The following is a 14,185-nucleotide window of genomic DNA, read 5'->3' as shown; positions in this document are numbered from 1 at the left end:
GCCAACGTCAACCCCATCCACTGGGCCTACGCGCGCATTTTCGATGAGGCAACGAATCACCCATTCGCGCGCATTTCTGATGAGTCAACGCGGTCATAGCCGGCCGATATACTCGAACACATGTTCGAGTCAGTATCGACGGGTGAGGTGGTCGCAGCGATCACCGACACCTACCGGGAGGAGTCGAAGCTGGTCGGGCGGCGGTTGGCGGCGATCGCCGAACTACTGGGCCGTCGCACCTGGGAGGCCGAGGCCGAAGACCCCGACTGTGGCTACATGATCGTCACCGGGCTGCAGCGCACCAGCGCGGAAGTGGCCGCGGCGATGAACCTCACGGCGGCCGCGGCCAGCGTGCTGGTCGCCCAAGCTGATGCGTTGGACAGCCGGTTGCCGAAGGTGGCCGCGGTGCTCGCTCGGGGTGACATCGACTGGCGCACCGTGCAGATCATCCTGTCGCGTAGCGAGTTGGTCAGTGACCGCACGATCATCGCCGCCCTCGACTCCCAGTTGGCCGAACGCATTCCGCGGTGGCAGTGCTGGTCGCGTAAACGGGTGATCGACGCGGTGGACGCCGCGGTGCGCACCCTGGACCGCGATGCGGTCAAGGAACGTGAACGCGCCGAAGACCACCGGCACATGGATGTCATCGCCGTCGGTGACGGGACGGCCAAGGTCGACGGGGTGGTGGACGCCGAGACCGCGGTGATCTTCGACCGCACGTTGGGCGCACTCGCGACCGGGGTGTGCCCGTCAGATCCGCGGACCCTGGCCCAGCGCCGCGCCGACGCAGTGGCCGCGATGGCACAGGGACAACCGCTGGCGTGCCGGTGTGAGGCGTGCGCCGCATCGAAGTCGGCGCCGGCGCCGGCCGCCGCCGAGACTGATGCCGAGACCGACGATCTCGAGGCGCCCGCGGCTCCGGCGCCCCCGCCGCACCCAGCGCCTCCCTCGCCGTCGGGCACGAAGTTCGTGATCAACGTGATCGCTGATCAGTCCACCGTGCTGGGTACCGGCAATCGGCCCGGTTATCTGGAGGGTTTCGGGGTGATCGACGCCGACCTGGTCCGCCAACTCGCCCACAACGCAACCCTGCAGCCGCTATACCCGCCGATCGTCACGGCCGAGCAGGCGTTGCGGTATCAGCCGACGGCCGCGGTGGAACGGTTCGTGCGGATGCGGGATCTGAGGTGTCGCTTCCCCGGGTGTGACCGGCCCGCCCAAGGCTGCGACCTCGACCACACCATCGCGTTCAACCACGTCGACCCACGGGCCGGCGGTAAGACGGTGCCTGAGAATCTGAAATGCCTGTGCCGTCACCATCACCGGGCCAAGACGTTCGTGCAGGGCTGGCGTGATTCGCAGTTGCCCGACGGCACCGTGGTGTGGACGACTCCCGACGGGCGACAGGTGTGCACCGTGCCCGGCGGTGTCGAACTCTTCCCCGCCCTGGCCGGCCAACCGTGTGCGGCACCGCGGCCGACGCGCTGTAACCCCACCCGCCGACGCGCGAGTCGTGTCGAGCGGCGCCGCGCCAAGAACCGCGCCCTGCGCCCGCTCAACGAGGCTCACCGCACCCTGGAGCGGGCTCGCCGCCGCGAGATCGAGGCCCGCAAAGACCGCAACTCCCACCGCACGATGCTGATGCTGTTCAAAGGCGGCCGACCCACCAAGAGTCCGTTCATGCGCTGGGTCAACGAGCCCTACGAATCCGAAGTGCTGCCACCGGACTGGCAACCACCACCCGGCCCACCACCACAACCCGACGACCCGCCGTTCTAGGCGAGCCGCCGCGGGTTCAGCGGGTCCGCGCGAGTTGTGCGCGGGCCTGGTCGATCTGCTCGTAAGCGAATGCCGTGATGGTGGCTATCGTCATCGCTTCGCCGTCACGGGACAACGCTTCATACGTCGTATCGCCCAGAACACCGCGAAGGTGGGTGATCGTGTCGTCCAGGCCGGGAATCGTGACGACCGCCATCGGCGTGTAGGCGTAGCCGAGGATCGTCGCCGCTGGTTCGTAGCGTCCCAGACGGTCGAGCAGGTACGCGAGATTCGCCAGAGGAACACCGACCACACTGAGGTTGCCCGAATCGTGGTAATTGCGGATCGCGACACTCGCGCCGTCGAGCGCCGCAACCGGATCACCGGTGTCCGCCTCGTACTTGCACAGCGCCATCGCCAAGACCGACTCATTGGCGCGGATCCGATTGTCCTGAGCGACTTGCAATCCCCGTCGCACGGCAGCCAACGAGACCATCGGCTCGGCGTCGCGAAGGGCGGTCCCATAGGACAGCAGCGCGAATGACAGCGCGGCCGGATTGTCCGACGCCTCCGCGGCCTCGACGAGACCGCCGGCCATCGCGATGGCATCGGCGTGCTCGTCCATCGCCATCAGCGCCATCACCAATCCCGCCCTGGCGAAGGCCCTGCTGTCAGAGCTCGCCGTGACCCTGGAACGACACTGCCCGGCCCACAGGTCGGGCCGTCCAATCGCGAGATAGACCGAATCGAGCAGAGGCGTGAGGCTGAACACCACGCCGTCGCTGTCCTCGGGCATCACGTCATGGCTCGCCTCCGCATGACGGATGGCATCCTCGACCCGGCCGGCGAATTGACACGTCGACGCAACCAGATACAGCTGGCCGAGCCGCGGATGATGCACACTCTCCGCCGCGCCGATGATCTCCTCGGCCCAGGCGGCAGGCTCGTAGACCTCCACCCAGAGCCCGAGGAAGCCCGCCAATGTGACGATCGCCGCGGCGGTGTCGAGGTCGTCGTTGTCGGCCGCCGTTCGAAACGCCGCGCGCAGGTTCGCCAGATTGTCCAGGAACCACGCGTACGCCTCGCGTTGCCGCGGGCTGTCCCACAGGTCGAGCAGATCGGTCTCGCAACTCGCGAAGTAGCGGCCATACGCCTGGCGCACGTCGTCCGCCGATCCTCGCGCCACCAGTTCGTCCTCGGCGTACTGGCGAATAGTCTCCAGCATCGAGTACCGGGTGCGGGCCGTCGACGACTTCGCGACGACCAGCAGCGATTTCCTCACCAACGCGTCGAGCAGATCCAGCGTCGCATACTCGTCCCCACCGAGACCGCCTACAGCGCAGGCACTCTGGAGATCGAACCCACCCGCGAACACCGAGCACCGCTCGAGTAGCAGTTTCTCCGGTTCGTCGAGGAGTCCGAACGACCAGGCGACCGCGTGCCGCAGCGTCTGATGACGCTCCACACCCCTTCGGGAGCCGACCAGCAGCTTGAAGCGGTGATCGAGTCGGTCTCGCACCTCGCTCACCGACATCGACGTCATTCGGGAAGCCGCCAACTCGATCGCCAACGGGATACCGTCGAGCCGCCGGCAGACGTCCCGCACCGCCGGGAGTTCGTCGACTGAGACGCTCTCCGCGCGCTCGGTGAACAGCGTCACCGCGGCGTCGACGTCCAACGACTGGACGCGCCAGAGTCGTTCGTCGGCCAGACCCAGACCCTCCCGGCTGGTGGCGAGGATGCCCACGGTGGCCGACCGCGCGAGAATCGCCGCGACGAGCTCGGCCGCGGCGTCCACGACGTGCTCGCAGTTGTCGAACACCAGCAGCCGTTTCCTGCCGTCCAGAGCGGTGGCCACCGATTCGCTCACCGTCTTCCCCGGCTGCTGAGTGATGCCGAGCACCGCGGCGACCGCGTCCGGTACCGACGCGGGGTCAGTCACCGCCGCCAACTCGAGAAGCCATATCCCGTCCGCATACTCGTCGGCGAGGGCTGTCGCGACCTCGATCGCCAGCCGGGTCTTTCCGATGCCTCCGACACCTGTCAGCGTCAACAACCGGTGCGTGCGCACCGCGGACACGATGTCGCTCACTTCGCCTGCACGCCCGATCAGGCTCGTGGGTGCCGCCCGCAGATTCCCCGATCTGATCTCGAGTGTCCGCAGCGGCGGGAAGTCCGTCCGCAGGCCGGGCGCACACAGCTGACACAGCGTGACCGGTTGCGCCACATCGCGCAATCGGTGCGGGCCGAGATCAATCGACTCCACACCCGGGAGCAGCGCCGCGGTCGAGTCGGCCAGTAGTACCTGTCCCCCGTGACCCGCGGCCATCACCCGGGACGCCCGGTTGAGTGCGATGCCGAAGTAATCGCCGCCCCGCAATTCGGCTTCACCCGTTGCCAGCCCCATCCGCACCGGCAGCATCAGCAGGCGCTGCGCGTCGATCGCGGCATCGACCGCGGAGTGCGGCGAGGCGAACGCGGCGCACACACCGTCGCCGGTGTGCTTGAAGAGGAAGCCACCCTGTGACTCGATGGCCGCCCGCAACACCGCGTCGTGTGCGGCCAGATCCGCACGCATCCCGTCCGCGTCGAACTCCCACCGACGGGTCGAACCCTCGATATCGGTGAAAAGAAACGTCACGACCCCTCGCGGCGGGGTCCCCCCGGACACTTCCGCAGGATGCCACACCCGTGGCGAGCGCACGCATGTTTGGCTAAGCGTCCTCGAGCAGGTCCGGCGTCACCGCGGACTCGGTGTCCGGGATGCCGTCCTGCTTGGCCTTCCGGTCGGCCATCGACAGCAAGCGTCGGATACGTCCTGCCACAGCGTCTTTCGTCATCGGCGGATCGGCCAACCGGCCGAGCTCCTCGAGTGAGGCCTGCCGGTGCTCCACCCGCAACCGGCCCGCCGCCGACAGGTGGTCCGGCACGGTGTCGCCCAAGATGTGCAGCGCCCGCTCCACCCGGGCGGCCGCGGCGACCGCCGCCCGCGCCGAGCGCCGCAGATTCGCGTCGTCGAAGTTTGCCAGCCGGTTCGCCGTGGCGCGCACCTCGCGCCGCATCCGGCGCTCCTCCCACGTCAACCGGGTGTCCTGCGCGCCCATCCGGGTCAGCAGCGCACCGATCGCCTCACCGTCGCGCACCACCACCCGGTCACTGCCCCGGACCTCGCGGGCCTTCGCGCTCACCCCCAGCCTGCGCGCCGCGCCGACGAGTGCCAGCGCGGCCTCGGGACCCGGGCAACTCACCTCCAGCGCCGACGAGCGACCCGGCTCGGTCAGCGACCCGTGCGCGAGAAACGCACCGCGCCAAGCGGCTTCGGCATCACCGACGCTGCCGCCGACCACCTGGGCGGGCAGGCCGCGCACCGGGCGTCCACGCAGGTCCAGCAGACCTGTCTGCCTGGCCAGCGCTTCTCCGTCCTTGGCCACCCGCACGACATACCGGGTGCCCTTGCGGATCCCGCTGGCCGACAGCACGTGCACCACCGCGTTGTAGCCGTACAGGTCGTGGATGTCCTTGCGCAGCCGGCGCGCGATGATGCCCAGATCCACCTCGGCCTCGACGACCACCCGCCCCGACACGATGTGCAGCCCACCGGCGAAGCGCAGCAGGGCGGCCACCTCGGCGCGGCGAGCGCTCACCGAGTTGACCACCAACCGGCTCAGCTCGTCTTTGACCTCGGCTGTCATCGCCACGGGTCGTCACCTCTCGGTCTGTTCACGGTCGGTGTGGGCACCGTCGGCATCTGCACATTGGGGGCCGGCGCCACCCCTCGCAAGCGGACCCCCTCCAATGCCGCGGCCAGTTTCGCCGGGTCATGTAAAGGTGTACCAGGTCTACACACGTCAGCAAACTCCACACGAGCCTCGAGGATGGTGGCGGTGCGGCTGAGTTGCTCACGCTCGCGGTCGCTCGGCACCCGGGTGGCGTCGACGATGATGTCGTGCGCGGTGAAGTCGGGCGCGTGCTGGGCGAGCACGTGGATGTGCCGTTCGACCGAGAACCCGGCGGTCTCCCCCGGCTCGGCCGCGAGGTTGAGCACCAGTGCCCGCCTGGCCGACGTGGCGCGCAGCGCAGCCGCCAGTTCCGGCACCAGCACATGCGGGATGACGCTGGTGAACCACGAGCCCGGGCCGAGCACCACCAGGTCGGCGCTCATGATCGCGTCCACCGCCTGCCGGGTCGCAGGCGGGTCGCCCGGCAGCAGCCGGACCCGGCGCACCTTGCCGACCGTCGTCGCGATCGCCACCTGACCGCGGATCACCCGGCTCATCCGCGGATCGGACTCCAGGCCCGCGACGTCGGCCTCGATCTGCAGCGCGATCGGGCACATCGGCAGCACCCGGCCCTTCAGCCCGAGCACCCGGCCCAGCTCGTCGAGGGCGGCCACCGGATCGGCGAGCACCTCGCTGAGCCCCGCCAGCATCAGGTTGCCGATCGGGTGACCGGCCAGCGCGCCACTGCCGCCGAACCGGTGCTGAATGATCGTTGCCCACAGCCGTCCCTGCGGGGTGTCGGATGCCAACGCCGCCAACGCCATTCGCAGATCGCCCGGCGGCACCACGTCCAGTTCGCTGCGCAGCCGCCCGGACGAGCCGCCGTCGTCGGCGACCGTCACCACCGCGGTGACGTGATGGCTGAGGCGGCGGGCCGCGGACAGCGTCGCGTACAGGCCGTGCCCACCTCCGAGCGCGACGATCCGCGGGCTCATTCGCGCCCCAGATCCCGGTGCAGCACCCGCACCGTCAAGCCGTCACCGCCTTGCAGCCGCCCGGCCAGCGCCTCGGCCATCGCGACGCTGCGATGCTTGCCGCCCGTACACCCGATGGCGACCGTCATGTAGCGCTTTCCCTCCCGGCGGTATCCCTCGATCACGACGTCCAGCAATCGATGGTAGGTGTCGAGGAACTCGGCGGCGCCGGGCTGCCCGAGCACGTAGTCGCGCACCGCCTCGTGCTGACCGGTGTGCGGGCGCAGGTCGTCGACCCAGTGCGGGTTCGGCAGGAACCGCACGTCCATCACCGTGTCGGCGTCCATCGGCAGCCCGTACTTGTACCCGAACGACTCCACCGTGACGCTGGTGTGGGCGACGGTCTCGCCGCCGAACGCCCGCTCGATGCTCTCCCGCAGTGCCGGCACCGACAACTTTGAGGTGTCGATCACCAGGTCGGCCGTCGCGCGCACCGCAGCCAGCAGCGCCCGTTCGGCCGCGATGCCCTCGGCCAGTGTCTGGTTGCCCTGCAGCGGATGACTCCGGCGGTTCTGCTCGTAGCGCCGCACCAGGATGTCGTCGGACGCCTCGAGGAACAGCACCCGCGGGCGGATGTTGCGGGTCGCCAGGTCGCTGCGCACCCAGTCGAGGTCGCCGGTGAAGCCCCGCGACCGCACGTCCATCACCACGGCCAGTTGGGTGATGCGGGAGCCGGCGGCCAGACCCAGCTCCACCATCCGCGCGATCAACTCCGGCGGCAGGTTGTCGGCGACGTACCAGCCGAGGTCCTCGAGCACCTTGGCCGCCGTTCCGCGCCCCGCCCCGGACAGTCCGGTCACCAACACGACGTCGATGCCCGATTCCCCGCCCGACTCGTGAACCACCCCGTCGTCCTGCAGTTGTCCGCTCATCCCTGACTCTGTCATCCCGATGCCCTGGCCTGATCATCCTCGACAACGGCTGTGGGCACAGCGGAATCGGCCGCTGCGCCGCCGAGAGCCTCCAGCACCGCCTTCGCCGTCGTCGCGCCGATCCCCGGCACCGCGGTGATCTCCTCGACCGTGGCCTCCTTCAACTTGGCGACCGAACCGAAGTGCGTCACCAGCGCCTTGCGCCGGTGTTCACCCAGACCGCGCACCGAGTCGAGAGCCGACGCCGTCATCCGCTTGGACCGCTTGCTGCGGTGATAGGCGATGGCGAACCGGTGCGCCTCGTCGCGGACGCGCTGCAGCAGGTAGAGCCCCTCGCTGTTGCGCGGGAAGATCACCGGGTCGGGTTCGGCGGGCACCCACACCTCCTCCAGCCGCTTGGCCAGCCCGACGACGGCGACGTCGCTGACGCCGAGGTCGTCGAGCACCGCCTGCGCGGCGTTCACCTGAGGTGCGCCGCCGTCGACGACGAAGAGGTTCGGCGGGTAGGCGAAGCGCCGCGGCCTGCCCGTGCCCACGGCCCCGGTCGGCTCCGCCGCTGTCGCCGGTTCGGGTGCATCCGTCGGAGGCCGGGTGTCCTGCAGGTGACGGTAGAACCTCCGCCGGGTCACCTCGGCGATGGACGCCACGTCATCGGAGCGGCCATCCCCGGCCGCCTCCCGGATCGCATAGTGGCGGTAGTCGGACTTGCGCGGCAGCCCGTCCTCGAACACCACCAGCGAGGCCACCACGTCGGTGCCCTGGACGTGGCTGATGTCGACGCACTCGATGCGCAGCGGTGCGTCCGCGAGCCCGAGCGTGTCCTGGATACTCTGCAGCGCAGCACTTCTCGCGGTGAAGTCACCGGCTCGCTTCAGCTTGTGCTGCGCCAGCGAGTCCATGGCGTTGCGCCTGACCGTCTCGGCCAGCGCGCGCTTGTCGCCGCGCTGGGGCACCCGCAGCGATACCCGCGACCCGCGCAGCCCCGACAGCCATTCCGCCAGTTCGTCGGCGTTGTCGGGCAGGCACGGCACCAGCACCTGACGTGGCACCGGGTTGGTCGCCTCGTCCTTGCCGCCGTCGCCGGCCACGCCCAGCTCCGCCTGGTCGCCGTAGAACTGGGTGAGGAACTGTTCGACCAACCGCTCCTCGCCGGATTCGCCGGGGTCGCCGGACTTCTCGACGATCCAGCCGCGCTGGCCGCGCACCCGTCCGCCACGGACGTGGAACACCTGGACCGCCGCTTCGAGCTCGTCGTCGGCGAACGCCACCAGGTCGGCGTCGGTGCCGTCGCCGAACACCACGGTCTGCTTCTCCAGGGCACGCTTGAGCGCGCCGATGTTGTCCCGCAACCGCGCTGCGCGTTCGAAGTCCAGCTGTTCGGCGGCCTCGGCCATCTGGTGTTCCATGTCACGCGCCAGCCGGTCGGTCTTGCCCGCCAGGAAGTCGCAGAAGTCCAGCACGATCCGGCGGTGCTCCTCGGCGCTGACCCTGCCGACGCACGGCGCCGAGCACTTGTCGATGTAACCGAGCAGGCACGGCCGGTCGATCTGCTTGTGCCGCTTGAACACTCCGGCAGAGCAGGTGCGGGACGGGAACACCCGGGTGAGCAGGTCGAGAGTCTCCCGGATCGCCCAGGCGTGAGAATACGGCCCGAAGTACCGCACCCCCTTGCGGCGCGGCCCGCGGTAGACCATCAGCCGCGGGTACTCCTCGTTCAGGGTCACCGCCAGCACCGGGTAGGACTTGTCGTCGCGGTAGCGGATGTTGAACCGCGGATCGAACTCCTTGATCCAGAGGTACTCCAGCTGCAGCGCCTCGACCTCGGTGGTGACCACCGTCCACTCGACCTTGGCCGCGGTGGTCACCATCTGCCGGGTGCGCGGCGCGAGGCCGGCGATGTCGGCGAAGTAGGAGTTCAGCCGGCTGCGCAGGCTCTTGGCCTTGCCGACGTAGATCACCCGGCCGTGCGGGTCACGGAAGCGGTAGACACCCGGTTCGACGGGGATCGACCCGGGCGCGGGCCGGTACGTCGCTGGATCGGGCACGGTTTCCAGGTTACTGCCGCAGACCTGTGTGACTCCGCTAACGTCGAGGGGTGCGCATCCCGGTATGCCCGCAGAAGCTCGCGGCCCTGTTGGCGGGTGTCGGACTGGTCGTGGCCGGCTGCGGCAGCGACGACGAGTCCCCTCCCACCCCCGTGGCGAGCCCGTGCGAGATCGTGTCCAACGGCACACCGGCGCCCAAGACGCCGACCGCCGCGCCCGACGCTCCCACCTCACGGAATCTCGGCACCAATCCCGAGGTCGCCACCGGCTACCGCAAGGACATGACGGCGGTGCACACCGCGCGCTACGCGGTCGCGACGGCCAATCCACTGGCCACGCAGGAGGCCTGCCGGGTGCTGCGTGACGGTGGCACCGCGGCCGACGCGCTGGTCACCGCGCAGTCGGTGCTCGGCCTGGTCGAACCCCAGGCCTCGGGCATCGGCGGCGGCGGCTTCCTGCTCTACTTCGACGCCGCGTCGGGCAAGGTGCAGGCCTACGACGGGCGCGAGGTGGCCCCGGCCGCCGCGACCGAGAACTACCTGCGCTGGATCTCCGACACCGACCGCACCGAGCCGAAGCCGGACGCCAGGGCGTCGGGCCGGTCCATCGGCGTGCCCGGCATCGTGCGGATGCTCGAGGACGCCCACCGGGAGCACGGAAAGTCCACCTGGCGTGACCTGTTCCAGCCCGCCGTGGGGCTGGCCGACCGCGGTTTCGACATCAGCCCCCGGCTGGCCGCGGCCATCGCCGACGTCGCCAAGGAACTGCGGGTCGACCCCGAGGCCGCCGCCTACTTCCTCAACGCCGACGGCAGCCCCAAGACCGCGGGCACCCGGCTGACGAACCCGGCGTACGCCAAGACCCTTGGCGCCCTGGCCACCGACGGGGCGCAGGCGTTCTACACCGGACCGATCGCCCAGGCGATCGTGGAAGCCGCCGCGGACACCGCGGGCGGCCGCACCCCCAGCCTGATGACCGTGCAGGACCTCTCCGGCTACACGGTGAAAATGCGTGAGCCGCTGTGCAAGTCGTACCGCGGCCGGGAGGTGTGCGGGATGCCGCCGCCGTCCTCGGGCGGTATCGCGGTACTGGCCACCCTCGGCATGCTGGAGCGCTTCTCGATGGGCGATCACAAGCCCACCGACCTCGACCTCAACGGCGGCCGGCCGACGGTGATGGGTGTCCACCTGATCTCCGAGGCCGAGCGGCTGGCCTACGCCGATCGCGACAAGTACGTCGCCGACACCGAATTCGTCCCGCTGCCGGGCGGCACGCCGAACACCCTGCTCAACAGCGACTACCTCGCCGGCCGCGCGGCGCTGATCTCCGAGCAGCGGACGATGGGCACCGCCAAGCCCGGCGAGTTCGGCCCGAAGACCTCGCCGGTGCCCCCCACACCGGAGCACGGCACCAGCCAGATCAGCGTGGTCGACTCGTTCGGCAACGCCGCATCGCTGACCACCACGGTGGAGTCGGCGTTCGGCTCGTTCCACATGGTCGACGGGTTCATCCTCAACAACCAGCTCACCGACTTCTCGGCGGAGCCCGCCGGTCCCGACGGCGCGCCGGTCGCCAACCGCATCCAGCCCGGCAAGCGGCCGCGCAGCACGATGGCCCCGACGCTGGTGTTCGACGAGGGCGGTGGCGCGCCGGGGGCACGGGGCCCGTTGTACGCCGTGCTCGGCTCCCCCGGCGGCTCGGTGATCATCCAGTTCGTCGTGAAGACCGTCGTCGGCATGACCGATTGGGGCCTCGATCCACAGCAGGCGGTCGGAATGGTCGACTTCGGGGCGGCGAACACGCCGAAAACCAATGTCGGCGGCGAGCATCCGAACATCAACACGGCCAACGACGGCGACGACGACCCGCTGGTGCAGGGCCTGCGCAAGCTCGGCCATGACGTCGACCTGGCCGACCAGTCGAGTGGGCTGTCCGCGATCGTGCGGGACCAGTCGGGCCTGACCGGCGGCGCCGATCCGCGTCGCGAAGGGCTGGTGATGGGCGACGCCCGGTGACGACCGCCAGGGTGGCCCGGCTCGCCGAATCCGACTGGCGCACGTTCGCCGTGATCCGGTTGCGGGCGCTCACCGATTCGCTGGGTTCCGACGACCCGCAGTTCGTCAACGAGTCGGCGTTCACCGCGGCGCAGTGGCGGCGCCGGCTGCGTGACCACGCACAGTTCGCCGCATTCGTCGACGACCGTCCGGTCGGGCTGATCGGCGCGCAGAAGGAGAGCGTCGACACCGTGTACCTCTACTCGTTGTGGCTCGACCCGGAGGCACGCGGACACGGCCTGGCCCGCCCCCTGGTCGAGGCCGCGGTCGACTGGGCGAGCAGGCAGGGCGCCCGCACGGTGACACTGCGGGTGGCCGCCGACAACTCGGTGGCCCGCAGCGTCTACGAGAGCGTGGGATTCACGGTGAAGTCGGTGACGGCGGAGAAGTCACGCCCCGAGTTCGCGATGGCGCTCAGTGTGACGTGATGTCGGGCCGGTGGCGCGACAGCGCGGCACGCACCCGGTCCATCGCGTCGACGGCGCGCCCCTTGTCGATCGCCTGGATGGCCATGACGGGGATGTACTCGTCGTCCGGCAGGTCGATGCGGGCCCACCGGGCACCCACCGGGAACGACACACCCACCACGTCGGACCATGGGATGAGCTTGTAGGCCAACAGGTTACGGACCGCGATGCCGGAAGCACCGACGCGCAGCCGAGGTCTGGCGAAGAGCAGCACCACCCCGCCGATCACGACACCGAGCAGGGCGATCGCCACCTGGTCGGCGGTCTGGAAGATCACCCCGGTCGAGCTCACCTTCAGCAGCAGGCCGACGGTGACGTGCGCGGCGACGATGATCGCCGCGGCTGCATAGGCGAAGTACGGCGTCAGATGCGGCCGCACCTCGACCTCGACCTCGTCACCGGTCGCGTCGCTCATGACCGCCCGCGCAGCTCACGCAACGTCAGCGCGGTCGACAGCGCCGCCGCGGCGGCCTGCGCACCCTTGTCCTCGGTCGAGGACGGCAGGCCCGCCCGGTCGAGGGCCTGGTCCTCGGTGTTCACGGTCAGCACCCCGTTGGCGACCGGGGTCGACGCATCGAGTGACACCCGGGTCAGCCCCTGGGTCACCGCATCACAGACGTAGTCGAAATGCGGTGTCTGGCCGCGGATCACCACACCGAGCGCCACCACCGCATCATGACTCTCGGCCAAAGCCTGTGTCACCACCGGTATCTCGATCGCGCCCAGCACACGCACCACGGTGGGGTCGTCGATCCCGGCTTCGGCGGCGACCTTGCGGGCGCCGTCGAGCAGCGCGTCGCAGATCTGCTGGTGCCAGGTGCTCGCGACGATCGCCAGCGTGATGTCCGACGCGTCGAGCTCCGGCAGGTCGGGAACCCCGGCCGCCGGGCTCACAGGGCGCCGCCGGAGTCGCGCGGGTCGGCAGCGGGCGGGCGGCGGTCGCCGAGTAGGTACACCGCCTCGTCGTAGCCGTCCATCGTGTGCGCCTCTTCGAAGTCGTCCAGGCCGATCAGGTCGTGGCCCATGCGGTCGCGTTTGGTCATCAGGTACCGGATGTTCTCGGAGTTGGCCCGCACCGGCAGCGGCACCCGCTCGATGATGTGCAGCCCGTAGCCGTCCAGGCCGACGCGCTTGGCGGGGTTGTTGGTCAGCAGCCGCATCGACCGCACGCCCAGGTCGACGAGGATCTGCGCCCCGATGCCGTAGTCCCTCGCGTCGGCGGGCAGGCCGAGCTTGAGGTTCGCGTCGACGGTGTCGTCGCCGGCGTCCTGCAACTGGTAGGCCTGCAGCTTGTGCATCAGCCCGATGCCGCGGCCCTCGTGGCCACGCATGTACAGCACGATGCCGCGGCCCTCGCGGGCCACCATCGCCATGGCGGCGTCCAGTTGCGGCCCGCAGTCGCAGCGCCGGGAGCCGAACACGTCACCGGTCAGGCATTCGGAGTGCACCCGGACCAGCACGTCGTGACCGTCGCCGTGCGGGCCGGCCACGTCACCGCGGACCAACGCCACGTGTTCGACGTCCTCGTAGATGCTGGTGTAGCCGACGGCACGGAACTCGCCGTGCCGGGTCGGGATGCGGGCCTCGGCGATGCGGACGATGTGCTTCTCGTGCTTGCGCCGCCACTCGATCAGATCGGCGATCGAGATCAGCGCGAGCTCGTGCTCGTCGGCGAAGACCCTCAGCTCGTCGGTCTGCGCCATCGCGCCCTCGTCCTTCTGGCTGACGATCTCGCAGATCGCCCCCGCGGGCTGCAGCCCCGCCAGCCGCGCCAGATCGACCGCGGCCTCCGTGTGCCCGGGCCGGCGCAGCACGCCACCGTCCTTGGCGCGCAGCGGGACCACATGGCCCGGCTTGGTGAAGTCTTCGGAGACGGCGGCCGGGTCGGCGAGCGCGCGCATCGTCGTCGCCCGATCGGAGGCCGAGATACCGGTTCCGACACCGACTTTCGCGTCCACCGTGACGGTGTACGCGGTGCCGTGCTTGTCCTGGTTGACCGCGTACATCGGCAGCAGGCCGAGCCGGTCGCAGACCTCGCCGCTCAGCGGCACGCACAGGTAGCCCGAGGTGTAGCGGACCATGAACGCAACGAGTTCGGGGGTGGCCTTCTCGGCGGCGAAGATGAGGTCGCCTTCGTTCTCGCGGTCCTCGTCGTCGATGACGACCACGGCCTTACCCGCGGCGATATCGGCGATCGCCCGTTCGACAGAGTCGAGCCTGGTCATCTGCTGCCACC

At 69.8% G+C, this 14,185-nt stretch carries 11 protein-coding genes; 3 read left to right on the top strand and 8 right to left on the bottom strand.

Translation table 11 applies throughout. The annotated features are described in order from the left end of the window. The first annotated feature begins 120 nt into the window (after positions 1–120). On the top strand, positions 121–1,779 hold the full coding sequence (locus ACPCHZ_RS28105) for a DUF222 domain-containing protein (RefSeq protein WP_423487748.1): 1,659 nt from the start codon (positions 121–123) through the stop codon (positions 1,777–1,779). Positions 1,780–1,795: 16 nt separating this feature from the next. On the opposite strand, the gene ACPCHZ_RS28100 is transcribed toward ACPCHZ_RS28105, so the two are convergent. The 5 genes from ACPCHZ_RS28100 to uvrC form a co-directional block, all read right to left on the bottom strand. After that, entirely contained in the window at positions 1,796–4,399 is a 2,604-nt protein-coding gene (locus ACPCHZ_RS28100) for an ATP-binding protein (protein WP_423487747.1), read from the bottom strand. Between the two features lie 73 nt (positions 4,400–4,472). Further along, the gene (gene whiA, locus ACPCHZ_RS28095; RefSeq protein ID WP_264013881.1) at positions 4,473–5,450 is read right to left on the bottom strand and encodes a DNA-binding protein WhiA; all 978 of its coding nucleotides are present in this window, start codon (positions 5,448–5,450) and stop codon (positions 4,473–4,475) included. Next, complete coding sequence (gene yvcK / locus ACPCHZ_RS28090; RefSeq protein WP_364979756.1) at positions 5,447–6,472, bottom strand: uridine diphosphate-N-acetylglucosamine-binding protein YvcK; 1,026 nt, start codon at positions 6,470–6,472, stop codon at positions 5,447–5,449. Before yvcK ends, whiA begins: the two co-directional genes overlap by 4 nt. After that, complete coding sequence (gene rapZ / locus ACPCHZ_RS28085) at positions 6,469–7,383, bottom strand: RNase adapter RapZ (RefSeq protein ID WP_264013806.1); 915 nt, start codon at positions 7,381–7,383, stop codon at positions 6,469–6,471. Before rapZ ends, yvcK begins: the two co-directional genes overlap by 4 nt. Positions 7,384–7,394: 11 nt before the next feature. After that, a complete protein-coding gene (gene uvrC, locus ACPCHZ_RS28080) occupies positions 7,395–9,428 on the bottom strand; it encodes an excinuclease ABC subunit UvrC (RefSeq protein WP_423487746.1) in 2,034 nt (677 codons plus the stop codon). 50 nt (positions 9,429–9,478) lie between these two features. Here uvrC and ACPCHZ_RS28075 point away from each other — a divergent pair, with 50 nt between their 5' ends. Together ACPCHZ_RS28075 and ACPCHZ_RS28070 are read left to right on the top strand one after the other, a co-directional pair. Further along, positions 9,479–11,443, top strand: a complete 1,965-nt coding sequence (locus tag ACPCHZ_RS28075; RefSeq protein ID WP_423487745.1) for a gamma-glutamyltransferase family protein — start codon at positions 9,479–9,481, stop codon at positions 11,441–11,443. Beyond that, complete coding sequence (locus tag ACPCHZ_RS28070) at positions 11,440–11,910, top strand: GNAT family N-acetyltransferase (RefSeq protein ID WP_423487744.1); 471 nt, start codon at positions 11,440–11,442, stop codon at positions 11,908–11,910. Before ACPCHZ_RS28075 ends, ACPCHZ_RS28070 begins: the two co-directional genes overlap by 4 nt. Here the strand turns inward: ACPCHZ_RS28070 and ACPCHZ_RS28065 are convergent. From ACPCHZ_RS28065 to ACPCHZ_RS28055, 3 genes are read right to left on the bottom strand one after another with little or no spacing between them, the layout of a single operon-like run. Continuing rightward, positions 11,897–12,364 (bottom strand): PH domain-containing protein, encoded by a 468-nt coding sequence (locus ACPCHZ_RS28065; RefSeq protein WP_423487743.1) that lies wholly within the window; start codon positions 12,362–12,364, stop codon positions 11,897–11,899. The two genes, ACPCHZ_RS28070 and ACPCHZ_RS28065, sit on opposite strands and share 14 nt — an antisense overlap. Beyond that, entirely contained in the window at positions 12,361–12,843 is a 483-nt protein-coding gene (gene ribH / locus ACPCHZ_RS28060; RefSeq protein WP_423487742.1) for a 6,7-dimethyl-8-ribityllumazine synthase, read from the bottom strand. The genes ACPCHZ_RS28065 and ribH overlap by 4 nt, the downstream gene beginning before the upstream one ends. Further along, complete coding sequence (locus ACPCHZ_RS28055) at positions 12,840–14,174, bottom strand: bifunctional 3,4-dihydroxy-2-butanone-4-phosphate synthase/GTP cyclohydrolase II (RefSeq protein ID WP_364979738.1); 1,335 nt, start codon at positions 14,172–14,174, stop codon at positions 12,840–12,842. The genes ribH and ACPCHZ_RS28055 overlap by 4 nt, the downstream gene beginning before the upstream one ends. Positions 14,175–14,185 lie beyond the last annotated feature (11 nt).

Source organism: Mycobacterium sp. NPDC050041 (assembly GCF_049541695.1).
Taxonomy (GTDB): Bacteria; Actinomycetota; Actinomycetes; order Mycobacteriales; family Mycobacteriaceae; genus Mycobacterium.
This window is presented reverse-complemented; position numbering and strand designations above follow the sequence as displayed.

What these genes read in the sequence shown, in the direction of transcription:
- ACPCHZ_RS28065 (WP_423487743.1), bottom strand. Translation starts at nt 12,364, where the DNA reads ATGAGCGACGCGACCGGTGACGAGGTCGAGGTCGAGGTGCGGCCGCAT.
- rapZ (WP_264013806.1), bottom strand. Translation starts at nt 7,383, where the DNA reads ATGAGCGGACAACTGCAGGACGACGGGGTGGTTCACGAGTCGGGCGGG.
- whiA (WP_264013881.1), bottom strand. Translation starts at nt 5,450, where the DNA reads ATGACAGCCGAGGTCAAAGACGAGCTGAGCCGGTTGGTGGTCAACTCG.
- yvcK (WP_364979756.1), bottom strand. Translation starts at nt 6,472, where the DNA reads ATGAGCCCGCGGATCGTCGCGCTCGGAGGTGGGCACGGCCTGTACGCG.
- ACPCHZ_RS28055 (WP_364979738.1), bottom strand. Translation starts at nt 14,174, where the DNA reads ATGACCAGGCTCGACTCTGTCGAACGGGCGATCGCCGATATCGCCGCG.
- ACPCHZ_RS28105 (WP_423487748.1), top strand. Translation starts at nt 121, where the DNA reads ATGTTCGAGTCAGTATCGACGGGTGAGGTGGTCGCAGCGATCACCGAC.